The sequence below is a fragment of the Microbulbifer regidiadema (SeqCode) genome, assembly GCF_052467605.1.
The window spans coordinates 3,580,899-3,597,844 of record NZ_CP174316.1 but is presented as its reverse complement, the minus strand read 5'-3'; the positions used below and the strand labels follow the sequence as shown (position 1 = coordinate 3,597,844).

General features: G+C 50.7%; 1 protein-coding gene. It reads right to left on the bottom strand.

Annotated elements, in window-relative coordinates; all coding sequences use genetic code 11:
- Window positions 1–107: 107 nt before the first annotated feature.
- Window positions 108–16,928 carry a filamentous hemagglutinin N-terminal domain-containing protein gene (locus tag ACJJIF_RS16285; RefSeq protein ID WP_444929376.1) on the bottom strand — a complete coding sequence of 5,607 codons (16,821 nt, stop codon included), beginning with the start codon at window positions 16,926–16,928 and terminating at the stop codon, window positions 108–110.
- Window positions 16,929–16,946: the final 18 nt, after the last annotated feature.

The following is a 16,946-nucleotide window of genomic DNA, read 5'->3' as shown; positions in this document are numbered from 1 at the left end:
GCAGGCGCGCAGAGACATTATCGCGCTACGCAAAAGCCCCCCTGTAATATACACAGCATAAAAAAAGCCGGTTTGTCAGACCGGCTTTTTATCTGTGGCAGGGTTATTTAACGCCCTGCACTACCGCCACTCAGGTCTCCCAGAACATCCCCGACCACATCGACTCCAACCTCCAGCTGAGCATCAAATTGCCGACGATCTTCATCTTCGCTATCCGCAGAAGCGACGGAAGGCGCCAGCTCTCCAGACTTGAGGCGCATCTCTGGAGAGTTCACCGCATCAATACCGCTGCTATAGGGTTTCACTGCACTAAAGATTGCCGGGTCCACCTGGCTGAAATCTTCCACCGCATTTTGCACCGCTGACTTGAGGCCCTGAGAGGCCTGAGCGCCGGCAATAGACTGCAACTCATCACCGGTACTGGTCACCGTTGGGATCTGGCCAATAAAATCGGGCTCATAGTAGCTGATGGAATAGATATCCAGTGTATCGGTGACATCCATACGCAGTGGGTTGGTTGTCTCACCAATCAGGGTCCAGAGTTGAGTTTCCGTTCCCAGAGTTACCGCAGAGGCAGTAATGTGGGTGTCACCATAGCTTTCAGCAGTTAGGTCGCCGAAACTGGAGCTGGCCAGGGATACGCTGCCGCGCCCCGCATTGATCTCGTCAATAACCAGGTCTCCCGCAGCCAACACGCTGATATTGATGTCCGCTCCGGAAGTAGCAACGCCCAAGACGCCAACGTCCGCCTCTATATCTACATCACCGGCAACAACCAGCTCTGCACGATCGGCTACCAAACTACCGCCGATGGTACCTGTCGCGCTACTCGTGACATAGATATCGCCTTCGCCATCATAGCCGAGTCGCATACCGCTAAACTGCAGTCCGGCCCCATTTTTATTGAAGCTTTCGGAAGTATTACCACCATTTTCAAAATCAAAAACCTGATCGGTCAGAACGGTAATAGAGTTAGAAGTATTATCCAGGTATTCAAAGCCGGTGAAGTCGAAGTTACCTACCTGATTACCGCTGCTATAAATCTCCCAGGTCGCGCCCGACGGGTTGTACTGGAAGTCATCAGACCCGCTGCCGCCATCCAGCTCTACGCCCTGGCCAATATCAGTATTTACCGTCAAAAGGTCATCGCCAGCACCGAGGGAGATACTGTCAATTACCGTGCCCGAGAAGGTAACTGTGTCGTTACCCGCACCGGTATTAATTTCTGTGAGTTCACCGCCATTTAAATTGAACTGGTCATTGCCAGAGCCGGCAGTAATAGACTCGATACCGGTAATAGTGAGGGATGTTTCACCATCAGATACGGTGTGCCCAGAATCATTGATATTCCAGGTAGTATTAAGATTAGATCCATAAACCGCATCAGAGCCTGAACCAGCCGCTACAGTATCCAAGTCGGCAAAGGTCACCTCGCCAATTGTCATGGTATCCAGAGCACTAAACTCATACTCACCATCGATATCCTGGCCAACGTAGCTTCCAGCGCCCGCTACCGATTCGAGGTTCTCGAAATAGACGGTCAGGCTATTAACTTCAGCTTCTACACTGCCATCAACCAGAGCGCCAGCGGAGCTGGTCGAGGTCCAGGTAGCCGCCCCATCGGCCTGTACCGTGTTACTCCCCCCCGCACCATCGACGCTTTCCAGGCCAGTGAAGTCGATACCTGCAACGCTGATATCGCCATCGGAGTTGAGGGTAAAGTTATCGTCATCATCGGTAGCCACTAAAGAGTCATTGCTACCCGAGGTATTCACCGCTTCAAGGCCACTAAAGCTGATGCCGGCAGTTGCCAGTGCTCCATCACCCTCCAATTGGAATTCAGCAGAATTGTGAGTGTTTGTCAGGATAGAAGTCGTCGCACTGGAAATACTATCGAAAGATAGTGAGCCTGCAGCCACTTGGTTGTCAGTACCGGTCAATGACAAACCATCGGTATAGGCACTGGCGTCCAGAGTATCATCGCCGCCATTGCCATCAACCGCAGACATACCGGATACGGTTATGCTGCTAATTTCTACATCACCATCAGCCTGGAGTACAAAGGCATCATCATTGGCTGTAGCAACCAAGTCTGCGTTTACGGCAGTGATATTCTCTACATTGCTAACAGTGATGCTGCTGTTAACAGCCTCCTTGTTAGCTCCCGTTAGGGCCCAATCGGCATCATCGGCACCGATAACCGTATCGTTACCCCCTCGAGCATTAATGGTGCTCAAGCCGGTAAAATCGATACCGTAGCTGGTCGCTGCGTTATCGCCACTTATAGTAAAAGTATCCGCACCAGTAGAACCTCTTAACGTAGAAGTTACGGCGCTAACAATACCGTCAAAAGTCAGGCTATCTGCCATAACTTGATTAGCCGTGCCACTGAGCTCCAGGGCACCGGTATAGTCGCTGGCATCCAGGCTATCGTTGCCACCCTGACCATCGACTGCCGATACGCCCGAGAAGGTCATATTGTCGACTTCGATGATGTCGCCAGTCGCTTGCAGCACAAAGGCATCGGCACCACTGCTTCCCAGCAAGCTGGCGCTATCTGCCGTTACGAGCTCCACATCGATAAAGGTAATACCACTGTTAATGGCTTTATTATTCTCCCCCTCCAGGGTCCAGTCGGCAGCATAGGCACCGGTAACTGAATCACTACCGTCCCCAGTTTCAACCTCCTCAACCCCGGTAAAGGCAATTTCATTCACCGCAACTGCATTATTACCAGCCACCGTGAATTCTTCATTTGAGCCGGTAGCAGTCAGTTTTGCAGTGATTGCACTAGAGATATCACTAAAGGTCAGCGTGTCTGTATCTCCGCCTGCCTCTGGAGTGAGCTTAACCTGCTCCGCTGTACCTGTGAGTGTCAGGCCCTCGTCATAGGCACTGGCATCCAGGCTGTCGCCTTCACTACTGCTGCTGTTGCCATTACCAAACACCGCCAATAACGTGCCGGAAACGCTCATTTCATTGACACTGACCGCACCCTCATCGCTCACAACAAACGTTTCTGCGTCGGCACTGCTGCCCTGAAGGTTGGCCTCGTCCACAACCAGGGCTTCTACATTACTAAAAGTGATGCCACTATTGGTTGCTACCTTAGTACCGCTGCCCAGTGTCCAGTCTTCTTCATTGGCACCTGTAACAGTGTCTGTGCCACCCTTTGCATCAACACTGTCAATTTCACTGAAGCTAATCTGATTCGCCTTCAGCTCTTCAAAACCCGTTACTTCAAAAACATCATTGCCGGATGAGGCCTCAAGATTGCCCCCGCTGGCAGCTTCAATACTGCTGAAGGTGATTGAGTTTGAGATCGCTTCTTTACTAACACCTGTCAGAGTCACCGTACTGATTGCGCTGATACTGTCATCACCAGTACCCCCGTCGACCGAGGTCACCTTACTAAAGCTTATGCCCTCAACCTTCAGAGCATTATTACCAGTGATTTCAAATTCATCTGAATCATCGGTACCTGTCAGATTTAAAGTTTCTGCACTGTCGATATCGCTAAAGGTTAGGGCATCTGCATTTGCTGAAACCTTAACCTCATTAGCCTCGCCGGTGAGTGTCAGGCCCCCACTATAGGCGGTGGCATCCAGGCTGTCGCCACCACCATTGCCAGCCACTCCTAGCATGTCCGAAACGGTCATACCGTTAACCGTGACAGCATCTTCCACGGTCAGAGCAAAGGCTTCTGCCTTGGTACTGCTGCCCTGAAGGCTAGCCTGGTCAGCAACCAGAAAATCCACACCGCTAAAGGCTATATCACTGTTTTCAGCTTTATTATTAACATCCGTATCATCACTCAGTATCCAGTCTGCATTCTCGGCACCGGTAACTCTATCGCTGCCCTCACCAGCGTTAACTTCTTCGACCTCGGTAAAGTTAATCTCATTCACCGCAACCGCATTAGCACCAGCCACCGTGAACTCTTCATCCAAATCGGTGCCAGTTAGTTTTTCCGTAATTGCTGTGGTGATGTCGCTAAAGGTTAGCGTATCTGTGTCTGAGGTAAGCTTGACCTGCTTTGTTGTGTTTGTGAGTGTCAGGCCCTCACCATAGGCACTGGCATCCAGGCTGTCACCTTCGCTACTGCTGCTGCCATTGCCCATTACCGCCAATAACGTGCCGGAAATGGTCATATCATTGACACTGACAGCGCCCTCCTCAGTCACAACAAAGGTTTCTGCGTTGGCGCTACTGCCCTGAAGGTTGGCGTTGTCGGCAACCAGGCTCTCTACATTACTGAAGGTTATGTCGCTGTTTTCAGCTTTATTATCAACATCCGTATCACTGCTCAGTATCCAGTCTGCGCCGTTGGCGCCAATAACCTTGTTGCTGCCCGCACCAGCGTCAACCTCTTCGACGCCAGTAAAATCAATTTCATTCACCGCAACCGTATTATTACCAGCCACCGTAAACTCTTCATCCAAATCGGTGCCGGTTAGTTTTTCCGTAATTGCCGTGGTGATGTCACTAAAGGTTAGTGTGTCTGCATCCGCATCTGGCTCTGGAGTGAGCTTAACCTGCTCCGCTGTGCCGGTGAGTGTCAGGCCTTCGCCATAAACACTGGCATCCAGGCTGTCGCCTTCACTACTGCTGCTGTTGCCATTACCAAACACCGCCAATAACGTGCCGGAAACGCTCATTTCATTGACGCTGACAGCACCCTCATTGCTCACAACAAACGTTTCTGCGTCGGCGCTGCTGCCCTGAAGGTTGGCCTCATCCACAACCAGGGCTTCTACATTACTAAATGTGATGCCGCTATTGGTTGCTACCTTGGCGTCGCTGCCCAGTGTCCAGTCTTCTTCATTGGCACCTGTAACAGTGTCCGTACCACCCTTTGCATCAACACTATTAATACCACTGAAGCTAATCAGGTTCGCATTCAGCTCTTCAAAACCCATTACTTCAAAAACATCATTGCCCGATGAGGCCTCAAGGTTACCCCCGCTGGCAGCTTCAATACTGCTGAAGGTGATTGAGTTTGAGATCGCTTCTTTACTAACACCTGTCAGAGTCACCGTACTGATTGCACTGATACTGTCATCGCCAGCCCCCCCATCGACCGCTGTCACTCCAGCAAAGCTGATGTATGCAGCATCCAGGGTATAATCACCGGTGATTTCAAACTCATCCGAATCATCGCTACCGGTCAGCTTGGCCGTAGTTGCACTCGTGATATCGCTAAAGGTCAGCGTATCTGTGTCTGCCTCTGGAGTGAGCTTGACCTGCCCCGCTGTACCTGTGAGTGTCAGGCCTTCGCTATAAGCACTGGCATTCAGACTGTCGCCTTCACTACTGCTGCTGTTGCCATTACCCAGCACCGCCAATAACGTGCCGGAAACACTCATGTCATTGACGCTGACAGCACCCTCATTGCTCACAACAAAGGTTTCTGCCTTGGCGCTGCTGCCCTGAAGGTTGGCGTTGTCCGCATCCAGAGTCTCTACATTGCTAAAGGCTATGCCGCTGTTTTCAGCTTTATTATCAGCATCTGTATCACTGCTCAGTATCCAGTCTGCGCCGTTGGCGCCAATAACCTTATCGCTGCCCGTACCAGCATCAACCTCCCCGACCCCGGTAAAGTCAACACTATTAACCGCAACCGTAACCGTGTCTGTATCATCCGTCGTTACGACGAACTCTTCAGCCGAATCGGTGCCGGTTAATTTTTCCGTAATTGCCGTGGTGATGTCACTAAAGGTTAGCGTGTCAGTATCGGCACCAGCCTCTGGAGTGAGCTTGACCTGCTCCTCTGTGCCAGTGAGTGTCAGGCCTTCGCTGTAAACTCTGGCATCCAGGGTATCATTGCCGTCATTGCCTTTAACAGAAGACATCCCATAGACAGCCATGCTGGAAACTGCGACATTCAGGTTATTGTCATCGTCATACTGAAGTACAAAGGCATCGGCACCGCTTGTGCCGGCTAGATCTGCATTGACCGCCGTTAGGATTTCTACATCGCTAAAGGTGATGCCATTGTTAGTGGCTTCGTAATCATTACCAGTTAGAGTCCAGTCTACACCATCGGCACCTGTAACACTGTCCGTGCCACCCTTTGCATCAACACTGTCAATTTCACTGAAGCTAATCTGATTTGCCTTCAGTTCCTCGAAACCCGTTACTTCAAAAGTATCATCGAGCGATGAGGCCTCAAGACTGCCCCCTCTGGCAGCTTCAATATCGCTGAAGGTGATTGAATTTGAGATCGCTTCTTTACTAACACCTGTCAGAGTCACCGTATTGATTGCGATGATACTGTCATCGCCATCACCCCCATCGACCTCTGTCACATCCTCAAAGCTGATGCCTGCAGCCTTCAGGGTAGAATCACCAGTGATTTCAAACTCATCCGAATCGTCACTGCCGGTCAGCTTGGCCGTGCTTGCACTCGCGATATTGCTAAAGGTTAGGGCATCTAAGCCTGTGTCTACAGCTACCGAGACCTTAACCTCATTAGTCCCGCCGGTAAGTGCCAAGCCCTCGCTATAGCTATAGGTAGTGGCATCGACGCTGTCGGTACCGCCGTTGCCTACTACCTCGCTCACACTGCTAAAACTGATCCCCGATTCAGTGTGATCGAAAGCATTTGCGCCCGTAACTACGAAGGTGTCGGTACTCTCGGTACCTGTCAGCGTGCCTACAGTCGCACTCACAATATCGCTAAAGATCAGTGTGTCTGTGTCTGTGTCTGAGGTGAGCTTGACCTGCTCCGCTGTGCCAGTGAGTGTTAGGCCTTCGCGATAAGCACTGGCATTCAGGCTGTCATCGCCGCCGTTGCCGAGCACCTGAGATATGTCAGAAAGGGTCATGCCATTGACGGTGACATCACCGTCAATGGTCAGCTCAAAAGCTTCTTGTGCACCCGTTCCCTGAAGGTTTGCACTTTTGGCAATCAGCTTCTCTACACCGCTAAAGGTAATACCGCTGTTTTGAGCCTGGTTATCCACAGCTGTTTCAGTGCCGGTATCACCATTACTAACCAGTGTCCAATCCGCTGTATCGGCGCCGGTAACCTCATCTGTACCGTCACCAGCGACAACCTCACTGACACCGGTAAAGCCAACACTATTAACCGTAACCGTAACCGTGTCTGTATCATCCGTCGTTACGACGAACTCTTCAGCCGAATCCGTGCCGGTTAATTTTTCCGTAATTGCCGTGGTGATGTTGCTAAAGGTTAGCGTGTCAGTATCGGCACCAGCCTCTGGAGTGAGCTTGACCTGCTCCTCTGTGCCAGTGAGTGTCAGGCCTTCGCTGTAAACTCTGGCATCCAGGGTATCATTGCCGTCATTGCCTTTAACAGAAGACATCCCATAGACAGCCATGCTGGAAACTGCGACATTCAGGTTATTGTCATCGTCATACTGAAGTACAAAGGCATCGGCACCGCTTGTGCCGGCTAGATCTGCATTGACCGCCGTTAGGATTTCTACATCGCTAAAGGTGATGCCATTGTTAGTGGCTTCGTAATCATTACCAGTTAGAGTCCAGTCTACACCATCGGCACCTGTAACACTGTCCGTGCCACCCTTTGCATCAACACTGTCAATTTCACTGAAGCTAATCTGATTTGCCTTCAGTTCCTCGAAACCCGTTACTTCAAAAGTATCATCGAGCGATGAGGCCTCAAGACTGCCCCCTCTGGCAGCTTCAATATCGCTGAAGGTGATTGAATTTGAGATCGCTTCTTTACTAACACCTGTCAGAGTCACCGTATTGATTGCGATGATACTGTCATCGCCATCACCCCCATCGACCGCTGTCACTCCAGCAAAGCTGATGCCTGCAGCCTTCAGGGTAGAATCACCAGTGATTTCAAACTCATCCGAATCGTCACTGCCGGTCAGCTTGGCCGTGCTTGCACTCGCGATATTGCTAAAGGTTAGGGCATCTAAGCCTGTGTCTACAGCTACCGAGACCTTAACCTCATTAGTCCCGCCGGTAAGTGCCAAGCCCTCGCTATAGGTAGTGGCATCGACGCTGTCGGTACCGCCGTTGCCTACTACCTCGCTCACACTGCTAAAACTGATCCCCGATTCAGTGTGATCGAAAGCATTTGCGCCCGTAACTATGAAGGTGTCGGTACTCTCGGTACCTGTCAGCGTGCCTACAGTCGCACTCACAATATCGCTAAAAATCAGTGTGTCTGTATCTGAAGTGAGCTTGACCTGCTCCGTTGAGCCTGTCAGCGTTAGGCCATCGCTGTAAACACTGGCATCCAGGGTATCATTGCCGTCATTGCCTTTAACAGAAGACATCCCATAGACAGCCATGCTGGAAACTGCGACATTCAGGTTATCGTCATCGTCATACTGAAGTACAAAGGCATCGGCACCGCTTGTGCCGGCTAGATCTGCATTGACTGCGGTCAGGGTTTCTACATTACTGAAGGTGATGCCATGGTTAGTGGCTTCGTAATCATAACCAGTTAGAGTCCACTCTTCACCATCGGCACCTGTAACACTGTCCGTGCCATCCTTTGCATCAACACTGTCAATTTCACTGAAGCTAATCTGATTTGCCTTCAGTTCCTCGAAACCCGTTACTTCAAAAGTATCATCGAGCGATGAGGCCTCAAGACTGCCCCCACTGGCAGCTTCAATACTGCTGAAGGTGATTGAGTTTGAGACCGCCTCTTTACTTGCGCCTGTCAGGGCCACCGTACTGATTGCAGTGATACTGTCATCGCCATCCCCCCCATCGACCGCTGTCACACCATCAAAGCTGATGCCTGCAGCCTTCAGGGTATAATCACCGATGATTTCAAACTCATCCGAACCATCACTGCCAGTCAGCTTGGCCGTGGTTGCACTAGTGATTTCGCTAAAGGTTAGGGCATCTAAGCCAGTGTCTACAGCTACCGAGACCTTAACCTCATTAGTCCCGCCGGTAAGTGCCAGGCCCTCGCTATAGCTATAGGTAGTGGCATCGACGCTGTCGGTACCGCCATTGCCTACTACCTCGCTCACACTGCTAAAACTGATCCCCGATTCAGTGTGATCGAAAGCATTTGCGCCCGTAACTACGAAGGTGTCGGTACTCTCGGTACCTGTCAGCGTGCCTACAGTCGCACTCACAATATCGCTAAAGATCAGTGTGTCTGTGTCTGAGGTGAGCTTGACCTGCTCCGCTGTGCCAGTGAGTGTTAGGCCTTCGCGATAAGCACTGGCATTCAGGCTGTCATCGCCGCCGTTGCCGAGCACCTGAGATATGTCAGAAAGGGTCATGCCATTGACGGTGACATCACCGTCAATGGTCAGCTCAAAAGCTTCTTGTGCACCCGTTCCCTGAAGGTTTGCACTTTTGGCAATCAGCTTCTCTACACCGCTAAAGATAATACCGCTGTTTTGAGCCTGGTTATCCACAGCTGCTTCAGTGCCGGTATCACCATTACTAACCAGTGTCCAATCCGCTGTATCGGCGCCGGTAACCTCATCTGTACCGTCACCAGCGACAACCTCACTGACACCGGTAAAGCCAACACTATTAACCGTAACCGTAACCGTGTCTGTATCATCCGTCGTTACGACGAACTCTTCAGCCGAATCGGTGCCGGTTAATTTTTCCGTAATTGCCGTGGTGATGTTGCTAAAGGTTAGCGTGTCAGTATCGGCACCAGCCTCTGGAGTGAGCTTGACCTGCTCCTCTGTGCCAGTGAGTGTCAGGCCTTCGCTGTAAACTCTGGCATCCAGGGTATCATTGCCGTCATTGCCTTTAACAGAAGACATCCCATAGACAGCCATGCTGGAAACTGCGACATTCAGGTTATTGTCATCGTCATACTGAAGTACAAAGGCATCGGCACCGCTTGTGCCGGCTAGATCTGCATTGACCGCCGTTAGGATTTCTACATCGCTAAAGGTGATGCCATTGTTAGTGGCTTCGTAATCATTACCAGTTAGAGTCCAGTCTACACCATCGGCACCTGTAACACTGTCCGTGCCACCCTTTGCATCAACACTGTCAATTTCACTGAAGCTAATCTGATTTGCCTTCAGTTCCTCGAAACCCGTTACTTCAAAAGTATCATCGAGCGATGAGGCCTCAAGACTGCCCCCTCTGGCAGCTTCAATATCGCTGAAGGTGATTGAATTTGAGACCGCTTCTTTACTAACACCTGTCAGAGTCACCGTATTGATTGCGATGATACTGTCATCGCCATCACCCCCATCGACCGCTGTCACTCCAGCAAAGCTGATGCCTGCAGCCTTCAGGGTAGAATCACCAGTGATTTCAAACTCATCCGAATCGTCACTGCCGGTCAGCTTGGCCGTGCTTGCACTCGCGATATTGCTAAAGGTTAGGGCATCTAAGCCTGTGTCTACAGCTACCGAGACCTTAACCTCATTAGTCCCGCCGGTAAGTGCCAAGCCCTCGCTATAGGTAGTGGCATCGACGCTGTCGGTACCGCCGTTGCCTACTACCTCGCTCACACTGCTAAAACTGATCCCCGATTCAGTGTGATCGAAAGCATTTGCGCCCGTAACTATGAAGGTGTCGGTACTCTCGGTACCTGTCAGCGTGCCTACAGTCGCACTCACAATATCGCTAAAAATCAGTGTGTCTGTATCTGAAGTGAGCTTGACCTGCTCCGTTGAGCCTGTCAGCGTTAGGCCATCGCTGTAAACACTGGCATCCAGGGTATCATTGCCGTCATTGCCTTTAACAGAAGACATCCCATAGACAGCCATGCTGGAAACTGCGACATTCAGGTTATCGTCATCGTCATACTGAAGTACAAAGGCATCGGCACCGCTTGTGCCGGCTAGATCTGCATTGACTGCGGTCAGGGTTTCTACATTACTGAAGGTGATGCCATGGTTAGTGGCTTCGTAATCATAACCAGTTAGAGTCCACTCTTCACCATCGGCACCTGTAACACTGTCCGTGCCATCCTTTGCATCAACACTGTCAATTTCACTGAAGCTAATCTGATTTGCCTTCAGTTCCTCGAAACCCGTTACTTCAAAAGTATCATCGAGCGATGAGGCCTCAAGACTGCCCCCACTGGCAGCTTCAATACTGCTGAAGGTGATTGAGTTTGAGACCGCCTCTTTACTTGCGCCTGTCAGGGCCACCGTACTGATTGCAGTGATACTGTCATCGCCATCCCCCCCATCGACCGCTGTCACACCATCAAAGCTGATGCCTGCAGCCTTCAGGGTATAATCACCGATGATTTCAAACTCATCCGAACCATCACTGCCAGTCAGCTTGGCCGTGGTTGCACTAGTGATTTCGCTAAAGGTTAGGGCATCTAAGCCAGTGTCTACAGCTACCGAGACCTTAACCTCATTAGTCCCGCCGGTAAGTGCCAGGCCCTCGCTATAGCTATAGGTAGTGGCATCGACGCTGTCGGTACCGCCATTGCCTACTACCTCGCTCACACTGCTAAAACTGATCCCCGATTCAGTGTGATCGAAAGCATTTGCGCCCGTAACTACGAAGGTGTCGGTACTCTCGGTACCTGTCAGCGTGCCTACAGTCGCACTCACAATATCGCTAAAGATCAGTGTGTCTGTGTCTGAGGTGAGCTTGACCTGCTCCGCTGTGCCAGTGAGTGTTAGGCCTTCGCGATAAGCACTGGCATTCAGGCTGTCATCGCCGCCGTTGCCGAGCACCTGAGATATGTCAGAAAGGGTCATGCCATTGACGGTGACATCACCGTCAATGGTCAGCTCAAAAGCTTCTTGTGCACCCGTTCCCTGAAGGTTTGCACTTTTGGCAATCAGCTTCTCTACACCGCTAAAGATAATACCGCTGTTTTGAGCCTGGTTATCCACAGCTGCTTCAGTGCCGGTATCACCATTACTAACCAGTGTCCAATCCGCTGTATCGGCGCCGGTAACCTCATCTGTACCGTCACCAGCGACAACCTCACTGACACCGGTAAAGCCAACACTATTAACCGTAACCGTAACCGTGTCTGTATCATCCGTCGTTACGACGAACTCTTCAGCCGAATCGGTGCCGGTTAATTTTTCCGTAATTGCCGTGGTGATGTTGCTAAAGGTTAGCGTGTCAGTATCGGCACCAGCCTCTGGAGTGAGCTTGACCTGCTCCTCTGTGCCAGTGAGTGTCAGGCCTTCGCTGTAAACTCTGGCATCCAGGGTATCATTGCCGTCATTGCCTTTAACAGAAGACATCCCATAGACAGCCATGCTGGAAACTGCGACATTCAGGTTATTGTCATCGTCATACTGAAGTACAAAGGCATCGGCACCGCTTGTGCCGGCTAGATCTGCATTGACCGCCGTTAGGATTTCTACATCGCTAAAGGTGATGCCATTGTTAGTGGCTTCGTAATCATTACCAGTTAGAGTCCAGTCTACACCATCGGCACCTGTAACACTGTCCGTGCCACCCTTTGCATCAACACTGTCAATTTCACTGAAGCTAATCTGATTTGCCTTCAGTTCCTCGAAACCCGTTACTTCAAAAGTATCATCGAGCGATGAGGCCTCAAGCTCACCCCCTCTGGCAGCTTCAATATCGCTGAAGGTGATTGAGTTTGAGATCGCTTCTTTACTAACACCTGTCAGAGTCATCGTATTGATTGCGATGATACTGTCATCGCCATCACCCCCATCGACCTCTGTCACATCCTCAAAGCTGATGCCTGCAGCCTTCAGGGTAAAATCACCAGTGATTTCAAACTCATCCGAATCGTCACTGCCGGTCAGCTTGGCCGTGCTTGCACTCGCGATACCGCTAAAGGTTAGGGCATCTAAGCCTGTGTCTACAGCTACCGAGACCTTAACCTCATTAGTCCCACCGGTAAGTGCCAGGCCCTCGCTATAGCTATAGGTAGTGGCATCGACGCTGTCAGTACCGCCGTTGCCTACTACCTCGCTCACACTGCTAAAACTGATCCCCGATTCAGTGTGATCGAAAGCATTTGCGCCCGTAACTATGAAAGTGTCGGTACTCTCGGTACCTGTCAGCTTACCTACAACTGCACTAGCAATATCAGTAAAAATTAACGTGTCTGCGTCTGCGCTTGCTGTGAGTTTGACCTGGTGAGTATCACTCGTGAGTGTCAGACCCTCGTTGTAATCACTGGCATCCAGGCTATCATCGCCGCCGTTACCAACCACCTGAGACAGGCCGGAAACGGTCATGCCGTTGACACTGACGTTGACGTTGGCATCATCGTCAATGGTCAGCTCAAAAGCTTCTTCAGCATCCGTTCCCTGAAGATTTGCACTTTTGGCAACCAGATCTTCTGCATTGCTAAAGGTAATACCGCTGTTTTTAGCCTGAGCAGCTACCGCTGTTTCAGTGCCCGTACCTGCATCAATGGTACTAACCAGTGTCCAATCCGCTGTCTCAGCGCCGGTAACCTCATCTGTACCGTTTCCAGCGTCAACCTCACTGACACCGGTAAACTCTATCGTGTTAACCGCAACCGTAACCGTGTCCGTATCATCCGTCGTTACGATGAAGCTTTCATCCGCACTACTACCGGTCAGTTTTGCAGTGGTTGCACTGGCAATACCGCTAAAGATTAACTTGTCTGTGTCTGTACCTGAGGTGACCTTGACCTGATTAGCCACACCCGTGAGTGCTAGGCCCGCGCTATAAGCACTGGCATCGACGCTGTCAGTGCCGCCGTTGCCTAATACCTCGCTCACACTGTTAAAACTGATCCCCGATTCATCGTGATCTAAAGCATTTGCGCCCGTAACTTCGAAGGTATCGGCACTATCGGTACCTGTCAGTTTGCCTACAGTCGCACTCACAATATCACTAAAGATTAGTGTGTCTGTGTCTGAGGTGAGCTTGACCTGCTCCTCTGTACCAGTGAGTGTCAGACCTTCGCTATAAGCACTGGCATTCAAGCTGTCGCTGCTATCGCTGTCGCTATCACTGGCCTTGCCAAACACCTGAGACAGGCCGGAAAAGGTCATGCCGTTGACACTGACATCACCGTCAATGGTCAGCTCAAAAGCTTCTTCAGCATCCGTTCCCTGAAGGTTTGCACTGTCGGCAACCAGATCTTCTGCATTGCTAAAGGTAATATTGCTGTTTTTAGCCTGAGCAGCTACCGCTGTTTCAGTGCCCGTAGCATCATCAATAGCGCTAATCAGAGTCCAATCCGCTGTATCGGCGCCGGTAACCGTATCAGTACCGTCTCCGGTATCAATAGTAGAGTTAAACCCTGTCACACTAATTCCATTAGCCGTGACTTCTGTTTCGCTCACTACCGTGAAGGTATCCGCCTCTGTAGAACCGTTCAGGTTAAAGGTGCTGCCGCCGTTATTGTTGATCCCTTCAATGCCAGTGAAGGTAATACCGCTTGTCTTTGCGCTATTGGCCGTTTCGGTTAGAGTCACGGTATCGATCACGACTACAGTGTCAGTCGCACTATACCCTTCCGGGTCCGCTGCTACAGTACTTACCCCGCTAAAACGGATACTCGATTGAGTGTGATCTAAAGTATTTTCTTCAATAATTGTGAAGGTGTCTTCGTTATTACGCCCCGTCAATTTAGCGGCGGTTACGGTAGCGATACCCTCGAACAGCAGTGAATCGCTGGCCTTAATTTTTCCAGGCTTATTCCTGAGTATTAAACCGTTCGTATAAGTGCTGGCATCCAAGTTGTCGTTAAAAGCAGTACCAGTGACACTGCCATACACCTGAGTCATACCGGAAACGGTCATACCATTGACGGTGACAATATCACCGTCGTTCAGCGTAAAGTTTTCTTGAGCATCTGTACCCCGAAGCTTAGCCTCCGTCCCTCCATCCTCCGATGTCCTCGCAACCAGAGTTTCTACATCGCTAAAAGTAATATTGCTGTTTTGAGCCTGATTATCGACGGCAACTTCAGTGCCAGTATCGGCATCAATAGTGCTAATCAGTGTCCAATCTACACCAGCAGCACCAGTAACTTTGTCACTCCCCCCGCCCAGATTAACTACTTCGATTTCGTCAAACGTAATAGTTGCATCTGGATTATCAGAGTCAGAAAGCGTAAATGTATTATCTTCGGTGACAGTTATTTCATCATCATTATCTGAAAATATAAAAGTATCAGTGCCGGCTCCAGCTGTCACAGTAGCTGTACTGGTTACAGTAAAATCACCCAGGGTATTAGTGGTATCAACACCTCCTAAACCCACCTTTAAGGTAAGGTTATCAACTGAAATAGCACCTGAATTGGTAAATGACCCATTGGCGCTTACATCAAGTGTGCCCCCAAGTGTTATACTTCCGGCATTAGTGAAATCCTCACCCGCCAAAATCGAGAGCTCGCCACTGCTATCATTAGTAATGCTATATCCACTTTCAATTAATACATTACTAAAAGAATCCAGAGTAAGGGTATTCGCTGAATCCAAATCGATATCGGCTAAAACACGAATACCATCGGAAAAATCGGAACTCTCGGAGTCCTCCGGCTCCACACTGCCATCTGGGCCACTCCCTGCAGTCGCACTAGAAAGTCGGATAGTTATGTCGTTACTATCAAGGCCCTGAACAATGGAAGTAACGGAAACGCAGTTTGCACTTTCACAAGTGTCGTCAATAATATCCATCCAACCTGGATCCAACAGCCACAGACCTGTCTGCCCTTCCCCATGACTCTGGGTGGAGACAAACATATTGTCCTCATCCAGATTCAGATAGATCTTGCCGGAGGTTTCCACCAGGCCGCCATCACCGCCATCTGCCCCGGATTCGGCGAGAATCGTACCGCCAAACTCGGTAGTATCATCGGCCCAAACAATAACCGTACCGCCATCGGCATCACCGACACCACTGGCATCGATATTGGCTTCTGCGGTGACACTGGTGGTTTCGGCATTGCGAATATCTGCGTTATCGCCCTGGTAATCGCCGCCAATAAGGACTTCACCACCGGAGGAAGTGCCACGGGCATCAATATCCCCACTGACCACGACTTCATCGCCTAAAACGGCAACATAGCCCCCGCTGCCCGAATCAGCCGCTACCGAGATGGCGCCGCTGTGCTCGGCGAAATCGCCCTCCAGGACAACTTCGCCCCCCGCACTGCCGGATGCCTCCAGGGTTCCGCTATTGACGACTCCGGAGCCCGAGCCAAACAGGCGTATCTTGCCGCCGCTGGTATCAATGCCACTCGCGGTTACTGTGCCTTCGTTATTGACCGCCGCAGTAAACAGGTCACCGGAGACGCTGGCTTCCATTAAAACCTGAGCGCCTTCGATGGCCCCTTCGTTTAATACCGCGCTGTCGAGTCCGAGGTCATTTTCCATAACCTCTTTCGTGACTTTGATACCGATCATGCCGTCGGCATCAAACGTTAATAGGGCTTCATCCGCTGCTGCCAGGCTGACCAGTTCAGCGCTGATCAAACCACTCGAGGCGTTTGTCACCTGCTTGCCGACCAGCACCGCACTGGATGCATTAATTACGCCCCGGTTAATCACAACCCCGGAGGAACCCGACTCGCCCTGAAAAGCAAAGTCGCCGTTCATAAAATCTTCCGGACTCATATCGAGCCCGGAAGCGGTGATCGCGCCGACATTAACCGTGGCCGTTTCGGTAAAAAGGACCCCGCGCGGGTTTACGAGAATAACGTGGCCATTGGCCTCTATTGAGCCCTGAATCGTGGTGACATCCTGATCCAGAATTCGGTTAAGTACGATAGACGAGGAGTCCGGCTGCAGGAATTGGATTAATTCCTCTTCGGTTAAATTAAAGGAGTCCCAGTCAATTGATAACAGGTCCGTTGTTTGATCAACGGTTGTTGTACTTCCATCAACGTCAATGGTACCGCTACCACCGGTTACCACTCCGCCTTCTGGTCCCGCATGGGCCATCGGGCTCATCAGCCCAGCAAGCAGGCCTGCATAGGCAAAACTTGATACCTTAATGGCACTTGCTAGTTTTCTTAACTCAAGCTTTTTATTTTTGGCTTTCATACCAGTACCTTGCGAAGC

Bases quoted from the DNA above. Each gene is read 5' to 3' on its own strand.
- ACJJIF_RS16285 (WP_444929376.1), bottom strand. From the start codon at position 16,928: ATGAAAGCCAAAAATAAAAAGCTTGAGTTAAGAAAACTAGCAAGTGCC.